This is a genomic window from Sphingomonas sanguinis, from assembly GCF_019297835.1.
Taxonomy (GTDB): Bacteria; Pseudomonadota; Alphaproteobacteria; order Sphingomonadales; family Sphingomonadaceae; genus Sphingomonas; species Sphingomonas sanguinis_D.
Genome location: NZ_CP079203.1, coordinates 2,018,925 through 2,039,326 on the forward strand (window position 1 = coordinate 2,018,925; position 20,402 = coordinate 2,039,326).

General features: G+C 65.0%; 19 protein-coding genes and 1 tRNA gene. 6 read left to right on the top strand and 14 right to left on the bottom strand.

The window, feature by feature from the left end:
* Window positions 1-46 precede the first annotated feature (46 nt).
* Window positions 47-832, top strand: coding sequence for a WYL domain-containing protein (locus KV697_RS09355; RefSeq protein WP_219021030.1), 786 nt, complete (start codon window positions 47-49; stop codon window positions 830-832).
* A gap of 76 nt (window positions 833-908) precedes the next feature.
* On the opposite strand, the gene KV697_RS09360 is transcribed toward KV697_RS09355, so the two are convergent.
* Window positions 909-1,487, bottom strand: coding sequence for a hypothetical protein (locus KV697_RS09360; RefSeq protein WP_219021031.1), 579 nt, complete (start codon window positions 1,485-1,487; stop codon window positions 909-911).
* 9 nt (window positions 1,488-1,496) lie between these two features.
* Complete coding sequence (gene traA, locus KV697_RS09365; RefSeq protein WP_219021329.1) at window positions 1,497-4,361, bottom strand: Ti-type conjugative transfer relaxase TraA; 2,865 nt, start codon at window positions 4,359-4,361, stop codon at window positions 1,497-1,499.
* 109 nt (window positions 4,362-4,470) lie between these two features.
* Here traA and traD point away from each other — a divergent pair, with 109 nt between their 5' ends.
* Window positions 4,471-4,857: a conjugal transfer protein TraD gene (gene traD / locus KV697_RS09370; protein ID WP_374011402.1), complete on the top strand. Its 387-nt coding sequence runs from the start codon at window positions 4,471-4,473 to the stop codon at window positions 4,855-4,857.
* 16 nt (window positions 4,858-4,873) lie between these two features.
* Window positions 4,874-5,089, top strand: a complete 216-nt coding sequence (locus KV697_RS09375; RefSeq protein ID WP_257575783.1) for a conjugal transfer protein TraD — start codon at window positions 4,874-4,876, stop codon at window positions 5,087-5,089.
* Window positions 5,090-5,095: 6 nt separating this feature from the next.
* Here the strand turns inward: KV697_RS09375 and KV697_RS09380 are convergent, their stop codons facing one another.
* From KV697_RS09380 to KV697_RS09390, 3 genes are all read right to left on the bottom strand, one after another.
* Window positions 5,096-5,995 (bottom strand): HEPN domain-containing protein, encoded by a 900-nt coding sequence (locus KV697_RS09380; protein WP_219021033.1) that lies wholly within the window; start codon window positions 5,993-5,995, stop codon window positions 5,096-5,098.
* Between the two features lie 84 nt (window positions 5,996-6,079).
* Window positions 6,080-6,274: a sigma-70 region 4 domain-containing protein gene (locus KV697_RS09385; RefSeq protein WP_219021034.1), complete on the bottom strand. Its 195-nt coding sequence runs from the start codon at window positions 6,272-6,274 to the stop codon at window positions 6,080-6,082.
* Window positions 6,271-7,173 carry an ArdC family protein gene (locus tag KV697_RS09390; RefSeq protein WP_219021035.1) on the bottom strand — a complete coding sequence of 301 codons (903 nt, stop codon included), beginning with the start codon at window positions 7,171-7,173 and terminating at the stop codon, window positions 6,271-6,273. Before KV697_RS09390 ends, KV697_RS09385 begins: the two co-directional genes overlap by 4 nt.
* A 476-nt stretch (window positions 7,174-7,649) precedes the next feature.
* Here KV697_RS09390 and KV697_RS09395 point away from each other — a divergent pair, with 476 nt between their 5' ends.
* Entirely contained in the window at window positions 7,650-7,862 is a 213-nt protein-coding gene (locus KV697_RS09395) for a helix-turn-helix transcriptional regulator (protein WP_219021036.1), read from the top strand.
* A 91-nt stretch (window positions 7,863-7,953) separates the two neighbouring features.
* On the opposite strand, the gene KV697_RS09400 is transcribed toward KV697_RS09395, so the two are convergent.
* The 5 genes from KV697_RS09400 to KV697_RS09420 all read right to left on the bottom strand — a co-directional run bounded on the left by KV697_RS09400 (window position 7,954) and on the right by KV697_RS09420 (window position 14,793).
* Window positions 7,954-8,145 carry a hypothetical protein gene (locus KV697_RS09400; RefSeq protein WP_219021037.1) on the bottom strand — a complete coding sequence of 64 codons (192 nt, stop codon included), beginning with the start codon at window positions 8,143-8,145 and terminating at the stop codon, window positions 7,954-7,956.
* A gap of 27 nt (window positions 8,146-8,172) precedes the next feature.
* Window positions 8,173-12,138, bottom strand: coding sequence for a hypothetical protein (locus tag KV697_RS09405; RefSeq protein WP_219021038.1), 3,966 nt, complete (start codon window positions 12,136-12,138; stop codon window positions 8,173-8,175).
* 12 nt (window positions 12,139-12,150) lie between these two features.
* Window positions 12,151-12,777, bottom strand: coding sequence for a hypothetical protein (locus tag KV697_RS09410; RefSeq protein ID WP_219021039.1), 627 nt, complete (start codon window positions 12,775-12,777; stop codon window positions 12,151-12,153).
* A 582-nt stretch (window positions 12,778-13,359) separates the two neighbouring features.
* Window positions 13,360-14,550, bottom strand: a complete 1,191-nt coding sequence (locus KV697_RS09415) for a tyrosine-type recombinase/integrase (protein WP_219021040.1) — start codon at window positions 14,548-14,550, stop codon at window positions 13,360-13,362.
* Between the two features lie 153 nt (window positions 14,551-14,703).
* Window positions 14,704-14,793: transfer RNA gene (locus tag KV697_RS09420), tRNA-Ser, on the bottom strand.
* 166 nt (window positions 14,794-14,959) lie between these two features.
* Here KV697_RS09420 and KV697_RS09425 point away from each other — a divergent pair.
* Window positions 14,960-15,736 (top strand): DUF1134 domain-containing protein, encoded by a 777-nt coding sequence (locus tag KV697_RS09425; RefSeq protein ID WP_219021041.1) that lies wholly within the window; start codon window positions 14,960-14,962, stop codon window positions 15,734-15,736.
* Window positions 15,737-15,908: 172 nt separating this feature from the next.
* Here the strand turns inward: KV697_RS09425 and KV697_RS09430 are convergent, their stop codons facing one another.
* Both KV697_RS09430 and KV697_RS09435 read right to left on the bottom strand, forming a co-directional pair.
* A complete protein-coding gene (locus KV697_RS09430) occupies window positions 15,909-16,310 on the bottom strand; it encodes a hypothetical protein (RefSeq protein WP_219021042.1) in 402 nt (133 codons plus the stop codon).
* A complete protein-coding gene (locus KV697_RS09435) occupies window positions 16,307-17,626 on the bottom strand; it encodes a dihydroorotase (RefSeq protein WP_219021043.1) in 1,320 nt (439 codons plus the stop codon). The genes KV697_RS09430 and KV697_RS09435 overlap by 4 nt, the downstream gene beginning before the upstream one ends.
* Window positions 17,627-17,673: 47 nt before the next feature.
* Here KV697_RS09435 and ygfZ point away from each other — a divergent pair, with 47 nt between their 5' ends.
* On the top strand, window positions 17,674-18,423 hold the full coding sequence (gene ygfZ, locus KV697_RS09440) for a CAF17-like 4Fe-4S cluster assembly/insertion protein YgfZ (RefSeq protein ID WP_219021044.1): 750 nt from the start codon (window positions 17,674-17,676) through the stop codon (window positions 18,421-18,423).
* Window positions 18,424-18,436: 13 nt separating this feature from the next.
* Here ygfZ and KV697_RS09445 read toward each other — a convergent pair whose 3' ends face one another.
* Window positions 18,437-18,958: a PilZ domain-containing protein gene (locus tag KV697_RS09445; protein WP_219021045.1), complete on the bottom strand. Its 522-nt coding sequence runs from the start codon at window positions 18,956-18,958 to the stop codon at window positions 18,437-18,439.
* A 292-nt stretch (window positions 18,959-19,250) separates the two neighbouring features.
* The gene (locus KV697_RS09450) at window positions 19,251-20,378 is read right to left on the bottom strand and encodes an OmpA family protein (RefSeq protein WP_219021046.1); all 1,128 of its coding nucleotides are present in this window, start codon (window positions 20,376-20,378) and stop codon (window positions 19,251-19,253) included.
* Between the last annotated feature and the right edge of the window lie 24 nt (window positions 20,379-20,402).

The window sequence follows — 20,402 nt, forward strand, 5'->3', positions numbered from 1 at the left end:
AGAAGCTAGATGGACATTGGGTGAGTCGTCAAGTAGCGTCCGGATTATGGAAGCCCAGGAACTTCGCCCGACGGTCAGGATGCGGCTGGCGTACCTCGACCAGTGCTTCCGTTGGCGTGGTCAGGCGACGCGCGGTGCCCTCATCCGGAGGTTCGGCATCTCGCAGGCGCAGGCGGCGGTCGACTTCCGCGAGTATCTCGCCCGCTGCCGCGAGCCGCTTCCCGTCTACGACACGGTGCGCAAGACGTACGTCGCATCGGACCGGCATCTCGGACTCGAGGACGCGGGTGACCTTCCGCCGATGCTCGACGTCGTCGCCGACGGGGCGGGCGACCGGTTCGATTCGCTGCCGATGCCCGATCGGCAGTGCCCCGCGACCGTCATGCGCCACCTCTACCGGGCCATGGACCGGAACGTGAGGATCGAGATCGACTACGTCTCGATGAGCTCGGGTCGGACCACCTCGCAGTGGATCGCGCCGGCTCGGATCGGCTTCGACGGGGAGCGGCTCCACTTCCGGGCGTGGAGCTTCCGGCATGCGGAATGGCGCGACTATCTGCCCGTGCGGGTGTCGGACGCCAGCACCTTCGCGACCGAGCCGCTAGCTGAACCCCTGCCCCGCGACGAGGAGTGGGAGACCATCGTCCGCGTCGCGCTCCGACCCCGGTCCGATCTTTCGGCGGAGCAGCAGCAGGCTGCGCGCGAGGAGTATGGCTTCGACGGCAAGGAGCTGATTGCCGTCCAAACGCGGGCAGCCTTAGCCTTCTATCTTGACCGCCGCTGGGGTCTCGACCTTCCCGGCTCTAGACTGGAGCGCGTCCCGGTCGAATGATGACTGCGCCGTCCGCCGAAGGGGGCGAGGCGATCCGACTCGGCAGCGACACCAGCGAATTGCAGGATTTGGCTAACTAGAGCCCGTTCGGCGGCGCTTCATGGTTGGTCACCAATTTGCCGTCTTCGCCAGTATTGACGAATTTCGATCCGACGATCCTGGCTGCCATCCACTCAGGCACATGCCAGCTCGCCGGGAGTGACCGGGCAATCGCGCCGGGCAGTATTGACCAGAGCAATATCGTCGCCAACGCGGTTGCTGCGCAGCTCCGGCGGAGCAGGCGAGACTGGCCCTTCACCGATTGGCCGCGTTCAACGATGCCATCGACCCTCCCGATCGATCGCGCGATGGTGTCGCGTGCTTCGTCAAGCTTGCGGGCATCTTCGGCCCTGGCACTTGCGGCCGCCTGCACGATCTCTTTGGTGAGTGCGACAGGCGTCAGCGCGACGGCGGGACTGCGCTCGATCCGCTGCAGGGCTTCCTGCGTCGTTTTCAGCTGCGCCATCATCGATCCAAGCGTCGGAGTGTAGTCCGGCATCCGTTCGCGAGCAGCGGTGAGGCCTTCTACGGCGCGGCGCAGCAGACTGATCTCGGCGCGGAGATCTTCGAAGGCGAGCGCGGTCTCGCCGGCGGATACGTCAGTGGGCTGGGTCATGACCGCAGCCTACCGGCCCAGCCCGCGGCCCCGCGAGAGGCCGAGCCAGTTCTGGAGATCATGGGACAATGAAGCCCCACCGGACGAACGGATTCCGAGTTCCTTGACACGGTTACGCAACAGCGACTCGAGCTGGGGGTCGCGCTCGAGGCTCTTGGCCATGCCGGTCATCGCCTCGCGAACCTCATCGCCGCGCCAGCGCTCGCCGTTCCGATCGAATGCCGCCGCGCGTCTTGCGTGTCTGGTCCAGTCCTCGACGAACCGGTCTGCGCTAAGAGCGCGCTGCTCACGCATCTTCTCGTCCAGCGCCAATGCGCGAGCAGCGCGCTGATCGCGCATCTCGGCTTCCATCATCATGGCGCGGACGACCTGCGTCGTTCTTCCCTTGGCGGCCTCTTCGATGAGCCCATGATCGCCATTGAAGACAGCGCGAATGTCGCGAACACCGTCGGGACGAACTGCCTTCAGCGCCGAGACCGCCGTATCGAGGGCGGCCTGCTGGTGGGGGAGCGGCTCGAAGCCCTGGCGACGGCTTCGCATGATGTCAGCAACCGCTCGGCCCACCTTCTCGACCGCGTGATCGAGCGGAGATCGGACGACCTCGTCGCGTGCGATCCGGGTGAGCCTGAGACCAGCAAACCGGTCGCGTGGCTTTGCCGCGGCAATCTCGGTCGATTTGTCTGCGGCCGGGTAATCGGACGCCATGTCCTTGCCCCGCTCGCGCGACAGCGTGGCGGCAAGTCGGTCATGGTCGGCAAAATCATCGCGGCCATAGTGGAGATCGACACCGTCGCGGTGCCGCGACAGCGCGACATAGGCGGCATGCCGGTCGAGCCCCGGCGTCGCCAGCACGTGCACCCGGTCGACAGTCACGCCCTGCGACTTGTGGATAGTGGCAGCATAGCCGTGATCGACAGCGGCATAGTCCTTGAGGTCGAAGGCGACGGCCGTGCCGTTGTCGAGCATCACCGCCATGCGGGTTGCAGTCACACTTTCGATCCGCCCCAGCGAGCCATTCTTGACGCCAAGGCTGCGCTCGTTGCGCCCGAACATCACTCGGTCTCCGGCGGCAAAGTGACGCTCGCCCTTCTCGACCTGCAGGGCGACATCGTCGCCAAGTTCCTCGCGCGCACGCAATCGGCTCCGCGCTGCCTGATTGAGCAGTGCTACCTCGTCATTGGTGTGGGTGAGGATGATGCGGCTGGCGTCGGGCTCGGCCTGGCGCTGCCGGTCCCAGCGATCGATCAAATCGACGCGCGCAGCCTCACGCGTCTCGGCGACATGGATCGCGTCATGCTGCTGGTATGCCGACAGCGCTTCAGTCGTCCGCTCAGTGGCGAGCTGGCGGGTCGCCATGCGCTGCCAATCTTCACGCTGGCGGCGAATGTCGGTGATCTCGATACTGCCATGGCGCTCGGCGACACTGCGGAAGGCAGCGCCCGCTTCGATCGCCTGGAGCTGTTCGGGGTCGCCGACCAGCACCACCTTCGCGCCGCGCTTCTCCGCCTCGGCGATCACCCGCTCGAGCTGGCGCGTGCCGATCATGCCGGCCTCGTCGATGACGAGGATCGACTTGTCGGTGAGCAGCTCACGCCCTTGCCTCCATTGATGCTCAAGGCTGGCGATGGTGCGTGACGTGATGCCCGAGCCACTTTCGAGGTTCTCGGCGGCAATACCCGACAGTGCCAGGCCCTGGACCTGATAGCCGGCGCTCTCCCATGCTTCACGCGCCACGCCCAGCATCGCCGACTTGCCGGTCCCGGCATAGCCGACGACGACACCCAGACCCCGGCCGCTGGTGACATGATCAAAGGCGCTGCGCTGCTCAGGCGACAGAGTGAGCCCGCGCATCTCGGCACGCACGAGCGCCAGCTTGCGGTGCTGGTCGATCAGGCCATGGCGGCGGCTCGCCTCGAGCTTGATCGTGGCGCGCTGCAGCCGTGCCTCGGTGTCGATCATATCTCGACTGGTAAAGCGCTCCTGACCGCGCCCGTCCTTGCCGAGCCTCACCAATTCGGGGGATGCGCGGACCGCCGCCATCACCTGGTCGAACTGCTCTTTCCCCTCGCTGTGGCGATGGACGAACATCGCCAGGTCACGGGTGGCGAAGGCCGCCTGGGTACGCGTGATCGCATCCAGCGCGATCGCCGGGTCAGCAATGAGCTTTTCGCCATTGGCGCGGGCAATGGCGTGATGCTCAGTGAGCCGCTCGCTGGCGAACCCCTGCGCCACCATGCGCGAGGCGGCGGGGCCGATCTTGTGCTGGGGTTCGAGGTCGATGCCTTGCGCTTTCAGGCTGCGGTGATCGACCCGTGCGTCGATGTCGAGTTCGGCCAGCCTGGCATTCACATGCCCCGCCCAGCGCTCGCGCCAGGTCTCGAGCAGATCGGTGCGGTTCCAGTCGCGGTTCTTCTGGCCAAAGCCCTCGTCGTTTACCTCGCGCAGGGCGAGCATGACATGGGCATGGGGCTTGGCCTCCCCGTCTGCGCCGATGTCCCAATGCACGTTGAGATCGGCGACCATGCCGCGGGCGACGAACTCGTGGCTAACGAAGTCACGCGCCAGCCGAATGCCCTCGGCCCGGTCGAGCTCACGCGGGATGGCGAACTCCACCTCGCGGGCAAGCTGCGCGTCCTTCCGTACCTCCACCGCCTCGACTGCATTCCACAGCGCTTCGCGGTCGCGCCACGCCTCGGGCGCGCCATCGGGCAGCAGCACTTCGGAATGCACGACGCCGGCCTTGTTCGAGAAGTCGTGGTGGCGATCGAGCCGCTGATCGTGGAGCCGCGAGGCGGAGCGGTAGGCGGCCGCCGCCAGCGCGGACGAGCCGTTCGCTCGGCTAATGATCTTGGCAGAGAAATGGTAGATCGCCATGGCGGTCAACCATTTACACCAAACAAGCGACGTCGGCACGACGTATAAGCGCGCCCTTCGAAGATTTCATCTGTCTTGGGACGCGGTTGTCCCAAGTCATCCCGGCGCATTGCAGCTGATCGAACACCCCGATAACTGGATTATCCTCTCCGCACAACGGAAGGATGATCCCATGCGCAAACCTCGTGATTATGATGCTGAGCTCAAAGCGCTTGATGCCAAGGCCAGACAGCTAAAGTCCCGCAAGCGCGAACAGCTCGGCGAGCTGGTCATCGCGACCGGTGCCGATATGCTACCGATCGAGCAACTGGCCGGGGCACTGCTGCTGGCGGCGGAGGCGACAGACGAGCGAACAAAGGAGGCGGAGCGGGCGCGCGGGGCGGCGTTCTTTCGCGCGAAATCCGATGCACGCCAAGGCGCTCGGCATGACGACAACGGCCCTGCGACGGACAACAGTCCTGCGAGCGAGGCTCCAACTGCGCCGGGCGCGGCATGACGTACGCGAGTGGCGGGTGAAGCGGCGCGAACGCACCCGCCAGTTGATCGAGCTGGGCGGCTTGGTCGCCAAGGCGGGACTGATCGATCTGACCGAAGATGACCGCGCGCTGATATACGGCGCGCTCATCGACGTGGCGAGCAGACTGCGCAGCGAGGACAGCGATCATTACCGGCTCATCTGGACCCGGCGCGGACGCCGCGCCTTTGCCGATGACGCGAGCGCGGGCTGACGAACGTCAGGCCTGCGCGAGCCGCTTTTCGCAGGCCTGCTTGACGATCTGCTGGAGGAGTTCGACCCGCTCAGCGAGCCATTCGAGTTCGGCTGGCGTCACCTTGTAATGGGCTGAGTAGCGCGCGTTGACATAGGCCTGGCGCAACAGTTCGAAACAGCGCTGGGCGAACTTGGTATCGCGTGGCCAGACAGCGATAAGCTCATGCACGAGGGGCTCGGCCTGGCTGCGGAGAAAGTTCAGCTTGTGCGACTTCGGGCTGTAAAGCGTTAGGGTCAGCAGAAGGCAGTGATAAAAGCGTTCGGTAGACTGATGGAATTCGAACGCAGCGATTTTTGCGCGGCCATTGGCAGCGGCAAATTTAGCCTGTTCAAGAAAGCCAACTGCGCTCGGATACCACTCAGCATAATGCTTTCGCGCTTCAATCAACGCGGCTTTCGGATCCAGTGGTTTCGGCGTGACGAACGGAAAGTCCTCAACCTCATATAGGGCGATGCCCTGGTCGATCACGTCGATGAAGAATGGACGCCCTTGCGTCAGCTGATTGTTCACGTCCGCGAGACTGTGGACGATGAAGCTGACCGGCGCGCTGATGCGCTTGGAGATCGTCACTTCGCGGACGAACTGATCGTCGGCCTTGGCCCAGAACTCGCCCGGCTCGGTCAGCCGCTCGTCGCTGACGACGACGAGGATATCATAGTCGGACTGGTAGCCGCCGATCGGATCGTCGACCCAGTCGCCGCGCGCATAGGAGCCGTAGAGGATGACCTTGAGGATGCGGCCCTGCCGGCGCCACTTCTGCGTCGAGAGCGATGTCGCCTGCTCGAACTCGGCAAACAGCACTTCCACGATCCGGTCGAGATCGCGGCGCTTCTTGTCCGGCAGATGAGCAACGTCGTCGCGCATGATGGCATTCCTAGCGAACCGTTACGGATGCGTACATCCTTTGTACTCGTGAGATGCCGGCGCTCGCCTCATGGCGGGGCGTCGTCATCCGCTTCCCATGAGGGCAACGAGGACGCGCACGATAACCTGTTCGACGTCGTTTGCCGTGCAGCCATGGCTGCGCGCCGCTTCGTCATAAGCCAGTCCGTCGATCCGAACGCTAGCGAAGATCGCACGGTCGCGGTCCGGCAGTGCGTTCCAGGCGCGCAAGCGCGCCTGGAAGTGGTGATCGCGCGTCATGACGGCTGCCCCTCATCCGCGGCAAAGCCGATCAGATAGTCTGCCGCCTTGCTGGCGGCGCTCGCCGCCCGGAAGATCGCCTTGTCGTCGTGGCGTAGCACCTCGAGCCACGACCCGACATAATCGGCATGCCGCACCGTGGATTTGATCGACAGCGACGCACAGGCAAAGGCGCTCGCCATCTCGGCGACAAGCTCTTCGCGGGCATAATTGGCGCTACCGAATGCGCCGCTCTGGTCGCGATCCAATCGCGTCTGGTGACCCGTCCAATGGCCAAGCTCGTGGAGAGCGGTGCGATACCAGTTGATCGGCTCGTGGAAGGCCGAAACCGGCGGCACCGCGACATAGTCGGCCGCCGGATGGTAATAGGCACGATCGCCGCCGATCCGCACATCCGCGCCGCTCGCCTCGATAAGGGCCGCGACCTCCGGCAGGATCTCGATCTCGGGCCGAACCTCTGCTGCTTGCGTCAACGTCTCGGGCAGGCCTTCGCACTGGTCGATGTTGAAGACCGTGAAGCGCTTGAGGAAGGCAATTGTGCGCGCCTCCTGCTTGTCGTCGTGCGCGCTGTCATCCTTGCCCTTTGGCGTGAAGCGATCGGCATAACAAACGGTGGTGCCACGCTCTCCTTTGCGGACATTACCGCCCGCCGCTTGAGCCTGGCGGTAGGTCAGCCAGCGTTGTGAACTGTACCCGCCCTCGATGACCCTGGCCCACAGGATCAGCACGTTGATCCCGGAATAGCGCCGCCCGGTCACCCCGTTTGCCGGCATGGTACAGGCACAGGCCGCGCTGTCCCAAGGCTGCACCCAGGGCAGCCGCCCCTCCTCCAGTTCGGCAATCACACGGGCCGTCACTTCGGCATACAGGGTCTGACGTTGGTCGATGGTCCTGGACATGATCCTCGCTCCTTCAAAACCACCGCAGCCCGGCCGGAATGGCGAGGGTGGGCGGCAGGAGCGGACCGACAGTCCCGCCAGATGAGGCGGGCTGCACCCATAGGGACGAAACGAAGTGGAGGACCGGCACAGCCGGTTGCAGCACGCCGCGGCGGGACTACAGGGCCGTGACGCCCACCCTCGCCAGACGCGCCCGGCACGTCACGCCAGCGTGGGGGCACCCCACGCTGTCCGCTGACGGTGCGCCATGCGCACCGTCACCCGTCAGGGATCGCAACCCGCATGGGCCGAGACGGTACGGCTCGGCGCCGCGCCAGCGGCGTAGAGCCCGGTCCTGCGGCATCGCAGGAGACGGCAGCACTCAGCTTTCTGGATGTCCCTCGACAGTGTCGTCGTGACCTCAGTCAGGCCCTACTGCCGATCAGGCAAAAGCAGGACCTTGGCGCCTTCACTCTCAAGAGCTGCGAGGCAATGCCATGTCCACCAACCCCGACCGCATCCTGCGTCTGAAGGCCGTCCTCGACCAGACCGGGCTTTGCCGATCCACCCTCTACCGCAAGATGGCCAACGGCACCTTTCCGAAGAACATCCAGCTCAGCACCCGCTGCGTGGGATGGCGCGCATCTGCGATCGACCAATGGCTGCGCAATCCGATGTTATACCATGTTGATGATCATCCTGCCGGATGAGCGCTTTCACTCCCCATCGCGGCCATCCAACTCGGTTTCGGAAACTACCTAGAAATCGGCCGCACCGTAACGCTTGGATTTCGAAGATGCATTATCTTTCAAATGCAAATGGCGTGATGTCGGACAAACCCGCCGTTTCCGCTGGCCTCTGCCAACGACCGCTTCCGGGACGACCGGACATTTCCGCTTGAACGGTAGTCTGTACGCCGCCCGAGGCGAACACGCCGGCGATCACGGGATCAGCGTCGTTCGCGAGAGTTGTGGCAAGGCCCGGAAACAGCATGGCAGGTCTCGTTCAGGCGATCGCGGGTCAAGCCTGCTGCGGTTCGGAGACGTCAACGACGATGACCTTGATTGCGTCGCGGTGATCGGGCTTCAAGCGCGCCTCCAGAGCAACGTTTAGCGACGTTGCGCTTTCAGGTTTGGGCTCGCCATCTGGGTGCGCCGGAGTCTGGTGATCGCCTCCGAACCAGAAGACAAGATAGATGCCGTGCCCGTTTGAACCGGCCGTCCGGCAGTATGGGATGAGCTGGTCTTCGACTGCGGTCCAGAGCTCGGCGTTCCAGTGCCGCTTGGCCTCAATCGGGACCGCGACGGCCCGCGCGCCTGCCTCAATCGGGTGGAAGGAAGTGACCAATACGTCGGTGCGCCGGTCGTCGCCGCTGCGTGTCTCGGTAGTCGAGAACTGGACAGGAATCATGAAGCGGCGGAGCCGATCACTCAGACGGTCGACGAGGAGATCGCGGCAGTCATTCTCAACCTTTGGTGTGGACTTGCCACCGTGTGGCCGATTCCAGAACCCCTTCCAGGGCGCGGTCGGAGCGAAACGAATGTCGTGCGTGAGCTCGACCAGGCATTCGGTGACAACGGCGCGCAGGTCGCCCGGCGTCGCCGGCGGCCCGGCGAGCAGTGCGGCCGCAATCGCGCGCGGCGCAGGCGGCTGGAAGGCCGCGTGCCGGCGCACCTTACTCTGCGCCATGCGTTTGTGCGCGAGGTCGTTCGACCAGGCGTCGAGGCCGGCCGTCGCGAGCAGCCGCACGAAAGCCTCGCTTGCCTCCCGCCGCGGGCTTTCGGCCAGCCGGCCAATCGCCCTTTCGATCATCGCAGAGGGTCCCGAGCCACTGCGGCGCGCCTCCTTCGACGGTGGATAGAGCGGCCCGAGACGCGCAATAATCGCCTCTAGCCGCCCAATCCCTGATGCACCGCCATCCTTGGAGAGCTTGCCGATATTACCCTGCCAGAGCTCGGCAAAAATCCGGTGCTCAGCGGCAGTCGAGAAGTCGCAGTCGAACAGGTCCGGCGCGGGTGTACCAAGAGTCCAAGCGATGAAAGCCCACCGCCGGCGTGCAAAGTCCGGGAGGGTTCGCGACAATGCCGTCTGTGCCAAGGCCAGCAGCCGCGCTGCGTCGATGTGGCGGGCAGCTTCGTCCAACGTATCCCCGAGGAGTTGGTCGCGCAGCACCGGCCGCTTTTCCAGAAGCTGCGCCAGCGCGCCGCCGACGGGCCCGGTCCGACGCGGCAGATCCTGGAGCAGTGGTAGGCGGGTGTCGCGCCCGACGATCGCGCCCTTCCAGAAAGAGAGCAAAGTTGCCTTCGCCTCCGCCAATCGGAGGAAGCGGGCAATCGCCGCCTTACCGACAGGCTTGGCACGTTCGGTCGGCAGAAGGAAGGTGTAATGCGCGACCGTCAGCAGCACGACGGCGGGAGCGGTGATGGTTTCACCCGCACGTTCGCGACAATCGGCCCAGCAAACGAAAATCTCGGCCAGTAGCGCGATGCGCTTCCGGGCCACGCGGCGGCCCGCCGTGTAGGCCCGCTCGGTGGCGCCTGCCACGAGAGCGTTCCAGCCTTCGACGACCGCCGCGAAGGCGGCATCTCCGAGCCAGGAACGCAATCCGTCAGGGCCCCGCCCGGCCGCAGCGACGTCCGTTTGGCCGAGATAGAGGAGAGCGGCGTAAGCCAGCCGCTCCTCGTCCCCCGCACGGATCTGGTCGAGATGGTCGTCGAACGAGCGCCGATCCTGCTCTTGCCTGACGACGTCCTCGGCGCTCGCCTTGCGCTTGCGGCGGCCTTCCCCGCCTTCCCAAATCGTGAGCGGGCAGCGGTCGATCTGCTCCAAAATATGGTGCAGGTCGGCGTGGCGCGCGACCGCCGGCCAAAGCTCCCAATAGAGAATGCCATCTTCAGGGAAGGGGCGGATCGCCCATGCAGCGAGCTCAGCCGCAGCAATCCTGCCGGGACCTGACGGCTGGGCGTCAATCAGCGCGATCAGCGTCCGGGCGGAATCGTCGCTGGGCCGCAAGCCGGTCAAATGCTTGAACTCGTGGATGGCTGCGGCAGAGCTGCCGAAACGTCGACGCAATGCCTCGATCAAGTCCACTTCATGTGGATCAGCAAGATCGAGCCAGGCGACGATTGCATCCCGGATCGCGTCTTCAGGCTGCTCGTACCGCTCGATACCGGCATGGTGGAGCCAGTCTATCAGCCGGTCGGCGGACAGATCGGGCGTCGCTGCGATGGCAGCTGCAAGTGCCTTGTCGATCACCCGCGCGATCTCGTGGGCGCGTGTGTTACCGCTATGGCGGCGGGCTACCAGCGAGCGATCGAACAGCGAGGGGAGCGGATGATCGTGGAGCGCACGGCCGAGCGGGTCGGCATAGCCCATGACCCCGTTCCCGGTTGCGGCATAAGCGATAAGGAGCTCCCGGATCTCGTCGGCGGTCGCCCCGGGCACGCACTTCGCCATGAGGCCGACCCGGAGCTGGAGCGCGGTCACGCTGTTCTGATCGGCAAGCCCGTCGAGCATCTCGCGATAGAGCGCGGGCGTTTCGCCCTTGATACGGGCATAGGCCTCGCTCGCGGTACGGCGGTCGTAGAAGTCGGTGGAGTGCCTGTCGACGAAGATGGCATGCACCGCGTCGGCCAGCTCGGGTACGGGACGGCCGGCGGCCAGCGTCATTAGTACCAGCCTGCGGCGATGAGCGAGTTCAAGGGGATCCGCGAGGATCGCCTTGAACTCATTCGCGAGGTCGGATCCGGCGAGGCCGGCGATCCCGGTCGAGCCGCGGTTGCCGCCCAGGAACCACGGGTCGTCGCGCCCCAGCGCGTCTAGGAGGACGCCGCGATGCGCCGTCGGCATCATCGCGGCATCGCCATGAAAGAGGATCGCGGCGGGATCCCGCGCGACGAGAACGAGAGCGCGTGCCTCGTGAACGGTCTGAGAAAGGGTGATGACGAACCAGGCATAGATGCCGGTGAGCGCGGGTGCGGGCCGGTCGTCATCGCCTTGAAGAAAGGCGATGGCGCGATCGAGCGAGAGCGCCGCCCGTCCGTCCTCGGGGGCAGTCGCACGGGCTAGGGCCCGACCGGCTAGATATTCGGCGACGAAGCGGTGGGTTGGCGTGTGGCTGCTGCCGTCACCCGAGAAAAGCGCAGTATCGAGTGCTTCGCGCAGAGCCTCGATATCGACGCCCGACAGGACGAGATCGTCGCGCGTCACGACATGATCGCCCGGCGGCTTGGAGTTCAGAAGCCAGATATCGGTGCGATCCGAGAGCAGCAGGATGATGGCAGCCCGTTCGGCGGCGGCGATGATCTGGGCCGGTGACGGCCGTTTCGGATCGTCGGGCAGCTCGTCTGAAGCATAGGCCATCTGCCGCGTCGCCTCATCAAGCAGAGCGCCTCGAGTCTGGAGCGGGCGCTTCGACCGAGCGAACGTGCTGTGCAGCAAGAGCAGCGTCGAGGGATTGCCGAGCAGGGCGTCCGCGCCGATCGCCATGGTCCGCTGGATGAAATCCACAGGCTGCGCTTCGCCGTAAACGTTAAGGATGGCGCGCTGTTCGACGCGATCAAGCGGCTCAAGCTGGAGCGTTTCGAAGAAGCTTACCCGCCGGGCAAGCCGTTCGGCATCGATCTGCGGCAGCGAGATCGCGCGGCAGGCGATCCGCCACTGGGCATAGCCCGCGCCCGCCAGCGCGCTGATCAGTTTGCCGAGATGGTCGCCGCCCGCTTCGGCGATCCGATATTCCTCCAGCGCGTCGATGAAGACGATCTCGCCGACTGGCCGATCGCCGGCAGTGAAATCCCGTGCCCTGACCACCTCGGTTCCGGAGGCCAACGCTTCCAACTCGAAGGCTCGCGTCTTGCCGCTGCCGGGCTCGCCCAGCAAGACGTAGGCGGATGCGCTTCGATAGTCGGCGATGCGTCGGCGGGACGGGGGTTCATCACCCAGAACGGTGACATTGCGATTGAGGATCGCGAGAGGACGGCTGCGCATAGGGGCTGCGGCTTACGCCTTCCGAGGCGCGCGGCGGGGCACTGGCTTGCGTCGAGCGGCAGGCCCTTTACGCGGCGGCAGGATCTCCTCGTGAAGCTCTGCGAAGCCCGTGTTGAGGTCGTCAATCATCATCAACAGGTGCCGCGCCTTGCGGGACACCTCAGCGCGCTCCTCGGCCGATGCATACGGGAGCGCACAGATGTCAGAGATGGTCAGGCGAATGGCGCCCTTGCTGACGGGGCCATGGAGAAGCTCGGCGAACCGGTCGGAAAGTTTGATGCCATGATTTTCGCGGAGCTGGTCCTCATACCGGATGAGCGTGCGCAGCGCCTGATCGATCTCGTCCTGGGTCTCGCGGTGCCACGCCGCTAGGCGGGCGAGCTCGGCCGCCTCCACCGGCTCCTCGGCAAGCTTCGCGAGGATCGCCTTCGCGCCGCCGGGGCCGAACCGGAACCGCGCCATGCCGCGCGCGGCGATGCGGGCCTGCCTGCGGTCGAAGAAGTCGACCCAGGCAGCATAGGTCTTCTCGCCTAGGCCAAAGAGATCAAACAGCGTACGGACAGCGTGCGCGACATCCGTCAGCGATCCCGGCATCGGTACGACTCTGTGATGTTCGGGCGGCAGGTCGTCGTTGGCCATCAATAACCTCGGTGAGACACTCGCCGGACTCATCATCGAGCCGGCAATGATCTATCTTTAGATAGGAGGGCAACCGCCCGCAGCCATGAAATCGCGTAAGGTCGTTCGGGAATCAACCACTATGCATGTAGAATGTTCGATGACCTCGACGGAGAGTGGTGCCGGAAATGCTCCATTTGCTGACGCGGGGATTATGCTAGTTTTCGAGAGCGAGGCGCTTCTTGTCGAGTACGGAACCATGCGTTGGCGTAACGACATGGCGCCGACGTTTCTGAACCACTATCGCGGCGTGCCTGCATAAGGTTTGGACCAATCGAACGGCAGTTTCCACCAGAAGCCGCCGTTCACTTTGGCGCATTTGAACGGCTGGCTTTGGTCGCAAACGGCCGCTCCACTTTTTAATTGAGGCCGTCAGCGCTCCACAGCGTAAGTTGGTCATTGGGGGCAGCCGACCGCGCCAGTTGCCGGCTTAGCGCAACTAGTTATCAGCGGGCAGGTCGAGGACCAACACGGGCCGTGCTGTCCTAAAAGTTCTTGGCGCATTTCCCACCCTACAACTGCTTTTCTTATTCGAGGCCAAGCTCAGGCGTTGGACTCGTCGTCCCGGCCATCCGTCGACGGAGGGGGCGTCTTTTTGCAGAACGCCGCCCATTCACGCATGAGCAGCCGGCGTTTGTCGAGGAAGTCGGTTCGGCGATAGGCCGCCTCGACCTTGTTCGAGACTGTGTGGGCGAGCGCCGCTTCTGCGATCTCTCCCGAGTAGTCCGTCTGGTCCGCCACCCAGTCCCGGAATGCCGACCGAAACCCATGTACTGTCACAGTGAGCTCCATATCTCGAAGGATTTTGAGGAGCGTCATATCCGACAGCGGCTTCTTCACGTTCTGGCCGGGGAACACCAACTCGCTAGCGCCAATCTTGAAAGTCTTGACGCGCTCGAACACCGCCACCGCTTCGGGTGCGAGGGGCACGACATGTACTCGCCCCATTTTCATCCGCTCGGCGGGGATCGTCCACAATGCAGCTTCGAGGTCGAGCTCAGACCAGGTCGCCCCCCGGATTTCGCCCGACCGCGCCGCCGTCAGGATAAGCGCTTCCAGCGCAACGCGGCCCACCGATTCCCGCTCGCCTAGCTTTTCAAGGAAGTTCGGTACGGATGCATAAGGCAGGGCCGCGAAATGGTTCTCCTTTTTGGGCTGACGAGGCAGCCCCTTGGAAAGCGACCGCATTGGCGCTTCGGTCGCGCGAAACCCGCGTGCGTAGGACCAGTCGAGAACGGTACCGATACGTTGCCGTACGCGACGCGCCGTTTCCGGCTTCGTCAGCCAGATGGGAGCCAGCACGTCCCGGATCAGGGGGCCTTCGATTTCACTGACCAAGCGGTCACCCATCTTGGGGAAGGCGTAGCTCTTCAGCGTCGCGATCCACTGATCCTGGTGCTTGCCGTTCTTCCACGCCTCCTTGTGTTCCTCATGGACCATCTCGGCGGCCTTGCGGAACGTCGGAATGACCTGCCGCTCCTGCTTCCGCTCCGCGACGGGGTCGATGCCTTGGGCGATCTTCTGGCGCGTGAAGAACGCGGCCTCTCTGGCATCCTTGAGAGAAACCGCTTTGAGTGATCCCAGCCCGATGTCCTGGCGTTTTCCCTTATTCTGGACGCGAAGGACCCAACTAGCTGCCCCTTTGCCATTGATTTCGAGAAACAGGCCGTCCCCGTCCGAATAGCGTCCGGGCTCGATCAGTGATCGGATCTTGAGCGCAGTGAGCTTTCCCATGCCACCTCACCTCAATTTTTCCCCACACTTTTCCCCACACTTCGCGTGGGATTGTGTCGGATCGAGTGAAACGCAGCGGCATCAAAAACCCGCTGATTTCCGAGCTTTTGTAGCAGATTTCAGGGTTTTTTGCCAGCCGCACAGGGGCATAAATGGCGGAGACGGAGGGATTCGAACCCTCGGTACGGTTTCCCGTACGACGCTTTAGCAAAGCGTTGGTTTCAGCCACTCACCCACGTCTCCGGCTGCGGCGAGGTGCGGCTATAGCGGGGCCGGTGGAGGCAATCAACCGGGTCTGGGCGGGATTTTATCAGGAAAATCGACTAGTCCCCCTTTTGTCATTCATTGCGCCGCAAGCTGCGGACTGGTTAACGTCGGCAATCGGTTCGCCGGGGGAGTTGGAAAAGTCATGCGTATCGTCTGTCCGGGCCTGTCACGGCGCCTGTCCCTGTTGGTGTCTCTGTTGGCCGGCCTTGCCATGGTCGTCGCTGCGCCGGTTGCGGCGCAGGTCCGCACGATCGACCCCAATCAGGGCATCGACAGCGACCTGGGAACCCAGCCCTCGCGTCCCGCGCCCCAGCAGAGCCCGCCGCCGCAGGACTATAATCCGCCGGTTCAGTCGACCCCGCCCGCCCAGCAACCGCCGGTCACGACCACGCCCGGCACCCCCGATTCGCGCGCGGCCCAGACGACGCAGGCCGCCGACACCTTCGAGCGTGACGATTTGCTGGCCGCGGGCGAAGGCGTGTTCGGCCAGGGCGCCGAGGGGCTGGCGGGCATCATCGAGCGTATCCTGCGCGAACAGGGCCGCCCGAACGCCTATATCGCCGGGCGCGAGGCATCGGGCGCGTTCGTGGTCGGGCTGCGCTATGGCTCCGGCGTGATGACCCACAAGGTCGAGGGGCAGATGCCGGTCTATTGGACCGGGCCGTCGCTGGGCTTCGATATCGGCGGCGACGCGAACAAGGTGTTCGTGCTGGTATATAATCTCTACGACACCGAGGAGCTGTTCCACCGCTTCCCGGCGGCCGAGGGGCGGCTGTATTTCGTCGGTGGGTTCGCCGCGACCTATTTGCGGCGCGGCAATGTCGTGCTGATCCCGGTGCGGCTGGGGGTCGGTTGGCGCGCGGGCGTCAATGTCGGGTATATGAACTTCACGCATAAGGCGCGGTGGTTGCCGTTCTGATCGGGTCTTGAAGGCCGAGGTTTCCCTTGGCCCCGATTCCCTGGGGCGCGCGGATTCCCTTGGCCTTCGACTTCGCTCAGGCTGAACGGGGTTTAGGATAGATAGGCTGGGCTTTTACAACAGCCGTTCAGGCTGAGCGAAGTCGAAGCCCACGCCCCCTCCTAGCCCCCTCCTATCCGCGCATCAGCAACCGATAAGGCTCGCTGACAGCAATCACCGGCACGTCCCAAGGATGCGCGGCGAGTAGGGCATCCGCCAGCGCCGCCACATCGGCCTCCGCGTCATAAATCGCGGTCAGGATCACGGTCGGCGACCAGCTCGCCTTGCCGACTGCCCCCAGCGTCGGCACAGCACCATCGCCCGGCCGGAACCCCTCATAGCCGATCGCCAGTTCCACCACCTCGCGATACCGCCCGAAATCCCCGAGCGGCGGGGTGCGCAGGATCGCCAGCAGCGCGGCGGCGGTGGGATCGTCTTCCACCGCCGCCGGATGGCCCGCCATCAGCGCCGCGAGCGTGGCGGGTGCGACCGGGCAATAGACCCGGATGTCCCGCACCCACCGGCTCTGGCTCATCCGAAGTCGACCGCCTCGAAGCGGATCGGCTGGCCGGTCGGCGCGTCGACCAACTGGTCCTCCCACATCGCCACCTGTCCGCGAACGATCGTCCCGATCGGCTTGCCGGTCAGCTCCATGCCGGTGAAAGGCGACCAGCCGCACTTGGACTGGAGCCAGTGATCCTCGATCGTCCAGCGCTTCTTCAGGTCGACGATGGTGAAGTCGGCGTCGTAGCCGGCCGCGATGCGCCCCTTGCCGACGATGCCGAAGATGCGCTGCGCCCCCGCGCTGGTCAGCTCGATCACCCGCTGGAGCGACAGGCGGCCGTTCGCGGCATGATCGAGCAGCAGCGGCAGCAGCGTCTGCACGCCCGGCATCCCGCTGGGGCTGCCCGGATAGGGCTTGGCCTTTTCCTCCAGCGTATGCGGGGCATGGTCCGAGCCGATCACGTCCGGCACGCCCTGGTTCAGCCAGTGCCACAGTCCGTCGCGATGCGCGCCCGAACGGATCGGCGGGTTCATCTGCGCCAGCGTGCCGAGGCGCGGATAGGCTTCCTCGCCCGCCAGCGTCAGATGCTGCGGCGTCACTTCGCAGGTCGCAATGTCCTTGTGCTGGGCGATATATTCCAGCTCGGCGGGGGTGGTGACGTGCAGAATGTGAATGCGGCGGTTCGCCTCGCGCGCCAGGCGCAGGATGCGACGGGTGGCGAGCAGCGCGCTTTCATCGTCGCGCCAGACCGGGTGCGAGGACGGATCGCCCTCGATCCGCTCGTCGGCGCGGGCGTTCATCCGGTCTTCGTCCTCGGCATGGATCGCGACGCGGCGATGGCCCGAGGCGAGCACTTCGGCCAGCCGCGCATCCTCCGACACCAGCAGGTCGCCGGTCGAGGCGCCCATGAAGATCTTGACGCCCGCCGTGCCCGGCATCCGCTCCAGCTCGGCCAGGTCGCGGGCATTGTGATTGGTCGCACCCACGTAAAAGGCATGGTCGCAGAACATCGTCCTGGCGCGGGTCAGCTTGTCGGTGATCGCCTCGGCCGAATCGGTGTTCGGCTTGGTGTTGGGCATTTCGAAGACGGCGGTGACGCCGCCCATCACTGCGGCGCGGCTGCCCGAGGCGAGGTCCTCCTTGTGCATCAGGCCCGGCTCGCGGAAATGCACCTGGCTGTCGATCACGCCGGGCAGGATGTCGAGGCCGGTGCAGTCTATCACCCGGCCCGCATCGCCTTTTGCCCCGATCGCCACGATCCGGCCGTCGCGCACGCCGACATCGGCGCGGACGGGGCCGCCGGGGGTGTGAACGGTGCCGCCGGAGAGAAGCAGATCGAAGGTCATGGCAAACGGGCCTTTCGCATAGGGTCACGCCCTCCTACCTTGCGGTCATGACCGATGCCACCCCAGCAACGCCCGCCGCGACCACTCTGGCCGACCGCCGCCTGATCCGTGTCGCGGGCGAGGATGTGCGCGGTTTTCTGCAAGGGCTGGTAACGCAGGATGTAGCGGGACTGACGCCCGATGCGCCGCGCTGGGCCGCGTTGCTGACGCCGCAGGGCAAGGCGCTGTTCGACTTCATCCTGTGGGCGCAGGGCGAGGCGGTGCTGATCGACGCAGAGGCATCGCAGGCCGAGGCGCTGGCCCGGCGGCTGGCCATGTACCGGCTGCGCCGCGCGATCACCATCGATCCGGTCGAGGGGCTGGCGGCCCATTGGAGCCGGGATGCCGAGGAGCATCCGCATGATCCGCGCTTGGCCGAACTCGGGCATCGCTGGCTGGCCCCGACGGGTGAGGCCGCAAGCGGCTGGACGGCGCACCGGCTGTCGCTGGGCGTAACCGAAGGCGTAGGCGAATTGGGATCGGGCGAGACGCTCTGGCTGGAGTGCAATGCCCGCGAACTGAACGGCGTGAGCTTCACCAAAGGCTGCTATGTCGGGCAGGAGAATACCGCGCGGATGCACCATCGCTCGAAGGTCAACCGGCGGCTGGTCGTGGCACCGCTGGCGCAAGCGGGCGACCGGACCCGCGCGGTCTATCCCGAGCTAAGCCTGATGGTGGAGCATCGCCGTGTCGATTCCCTTGGCGATGCGATCCGCCCCGATTGGTTGGCGGCGGCGCTGCTGGCCGATCAGGACTGAACGGCCGGTCGACCTATTGCGACAGGGCCCGGGCGATCCTGGCCGTCGGTGCGGCGAGCACATGGCCGATCTGGGTCGCGATCGTGACGGCGGCGACCAGTCCGAAAATGCCGAGCGCGCCGAACTGCATCGCCTGGGATAGCGAACGGCTGCGTTCCATCCGGCGGGCGGCGTCGATCTCCCCTGCCATGCCCTGACGCGTGACGCAGCGTTCCTCGCTACGACGCGAGCCGTTCGGCTTGGCCTCCAGACGAGGTTCGTTGATCATTGCTTCGGCGCTGATGACATCCTGGGTCCGAACGCCAGAAAAGCGATCGCGCCGCCAGACGACGCGCCCGATCACCACTTGGCTACCGCGTCGCAGATCGAGATATTCGCCCGGCGCGAGCGGATCGTCACAAGCGATCATCATGCCGCGCGACGAGATGTTGTGGATGCACGCATCGCCCCAGCCCCGGACGGACTTGATGCGACAGGGGATCAGAACCTGTCGGCGCGCTTCGCGATTTTTATAGCCCGACCCGGACCGCCCCATGGCAGTTCCCCTGCTGCATTCCCCATTGGAAAGGCCAGTCCATAGGGAGCAGAGACGAAGAAAGGATGAATCGCCTTTCATGGATGCTCACACCGGGATCGGGTGTCGGTCGCACCGCATCGGCTTGCGGTTCTCGGTGCCGCACAGGATGATCCAATCCCCCCGCCTGTTGGCAGGAAAGGCCAACGGGATCGGCACGGGCAGTTCACCCCTCGCGCCATAAGCCCATAAAAAAGGAGGCCGGCTTTCGCCGACCTCCCTCTTTTCGCAATCAACCTTGGTTGAGCGTGGCTTACTGGCCAGCGCCCGGACCGTAGGTGATTTCGACGCGACGGTTCTGGACCTCGCGGACGCCGTCGGCGGTCTGAACGCGCAGCTTGTCGCGCTGTTCGCCGAAGGCTTCCGTGGCGATCGAGCCATCGGGGATCGAGTGCGAGGTCATGTACGCCTTCACCGCGTCGGCACGACGCTGCGACAGACCCATGTTGTACTTCGGCGTACCCGACGTGTCGGTGAAGCCTGCAACCATCACGCGGGCATTGCCGCAGCTCTGGTACTGGGTGATCGCGTTGTCGAGGATCGACGCTGCTTCCGGGGTGATGTCCGACTTGTTCCACTCGAAGAACACGATGAACGGACCCGGCGAGCACGGCACGGCCTCGGGAGCCGGCGGCGGGGGCGGCGGGGGAGGAGGCGGCGGGGGCGGCGGGGGCGGCGGCGGAGGCGGCGGAGCAGCCGGCTCACCGAAGTTGTACGCCACGCCACCCAGCAGCGAGTGCGACCGGAAGCGGCCGTCATGCGTGTTGTTGGCGACGTCGACCAGCTTGACGTTCTCGGCGTTGAAGAAGCGATACTTCAGCGTCGCGTCGATGTGGTCGGTCAGCGGTGCACGGATGCCCGCCAGAGCCTGCCACGCGAACACGGTGTCCGAGTCGTTCAGGAAGTCAGCACGGTTGTTGAGCGCGTAGTTCGCCTTGACGCGAGCCACACCGACACCGCCGCCGACGAAGCCCTGGATGCCGTCGTCGGCACCGAAGTCGAGCAAGCCGTTCAGCATGAAGCTGAGCGCCGAGGTCGAGCCACCGGCGTAGCTGTAGCTGCCAGCCGGAACGGTGCCAGCACCGATGCCGGTGTTGGTCAGCGTGGTCGAGCTGAAGCCGTCAACCGTCGCACGACGATAGCCGACTTCGGTTTCCAGACGGAAACCACCGAAGTCGTAACCCATCACGCCGTCAACGTCATAACCATAGTCATGGTCGACGGTGGCGGTGCCGGTGCGCGTGCCGGTGATATCATAATCGATATCTTCGACGATCATCCCGCCGCCTTCGATGCCGACGTACCACGACTTGTCGCGGGCGAGGGCAGGCGAAGCCAGAGCGGTGGAGGCGAGTGCCAGAACAATGGCAAGCTTCCGCATCATAGTCCCCTTTCTTGGTTGTCA

Excerpts from the sequence above, each read along its gene's own strand:
- KV697_RS09450 (WP_219021046.1), bottom strand. The coding sequence starts at position 20,378 with ATGCGGAAGCTTGCCATTGTTCTGGCACTCGCCTCCACCGCTCTGGCT.
- KV697_RS09380 (WP_219021033.1), bottom strand. The coding sequence starts at position 5,995 with ATGCGCGACGACGTTGCTCATCTGCCGGACAAGAAGCGCCGCGATCTC.
- KV697_RS09360 (WP_219021031.1), bottom strand. The coding sequence starts at position 1,487 with ATGACCCAGCCCACTGACGTATCCGCCGGCGAGACCGCGCTCGCCTTC.
- KV697_RS09385 (WP_219021034.1), bottom strand. The coding sequence starts at position 6,274 with ATGACGCGCGATCACCACTTCCAGGCGCGCTTGCGCGCCTGGAACGCA.
- KV697_RS09410 (WP_219021039.1), bottom strand. The coding sequence starts at position 12,777 with ATGGCCAACGACGACCTGCCGCCCGAACATCACAGAGTCGTACCGATG.
- KV697_RS09390 (WP_219021035.1), bottom strand. The coding sequence starts at position 7,173 with ATGTCCAGGACCATCGACCAACGTCAGACCCTGTATGCCGAAGTGACG.
- KV697_RS09435 (WP_219021043.1), bottom strand. The coding sequence starts at position 17,626 with ATGACCTTCGATCTGCTTCTCTCCGGCGGCACCGTTCACACCCCCGGC.
- KV697_RS09405 (WP_219021038.1), bottom strand. The coding sequence starts at position 12,138 with ATGCGCAGCCGTCCTCTCGCGATCCTCAATCGCAATGTCACCGTTCTG.
- ygfZ (WP_219021044.1), top strand. The coding sequence starts at position 17,674 with ATGACCGATGCCACCCCAGCAACGCCCGCCGCGACCACTCTGGCCGAC.
- KV697_RS09395 (WP_219021036.1), top strand. The coding sequence starts at position 7,650 with ATGTCCACCAACCCCGACCGCATCCTGCGTCTGAAGGCCGTCCTCGAC.
- KV697_RS09445 (WP_219021045.1), bottom strand. The coding sequence starts at position 18,958 with ATGGGGCGGTCCGGGTCGGGCTATAAAAATCGCGAAGCGCGCCGACAG.
- KV697_RS09430 (WP_219021042.1), bottom strand. The coding sequence starts at position 16,310 with ATGAGCCAGAGCCGGTGGGTGCGGGACATCCGGGTCTATTGCCCGGTC.
- KV697_RS09400 (WP_219021037.1), bottom strand. The coding sequence starts at position 8,145 with ATGCTGTTTCCGGGCCTTGCCACAACTCTCGCGAACGACGCTGATCCC.
- KV697_RS09355 (WP_219021030.1), top strand. The coding sequence starts at position 47 with ATGGAAGCCCAGGAACTTCGCCCGACGGTCAGGATGCGGCTGGCGTAC.
- KV697_RS09425 (WP_219021041.1), top strand. The coding sequence starts at position 14,960 with ATGCGTATCGTCTGTCCGGGCCTGTCACGGCGCCTGTCCCTGTTGGTG.
- KV697_RS09415 (WP_219021040.1), bottom strand. The coding sequence starts at position 14,550 with ATGGGAAAGCTCACTGCGCTCAAGATCCGATCACTGATCGAGCCCGGA.
- traA (WP_219021329.1), bottom strand. The coding sequence starts at position 4,361 with ATGGCGATCTACCATTTCTCTGCCAAGATCATTAGCCGAGCGAACGGC.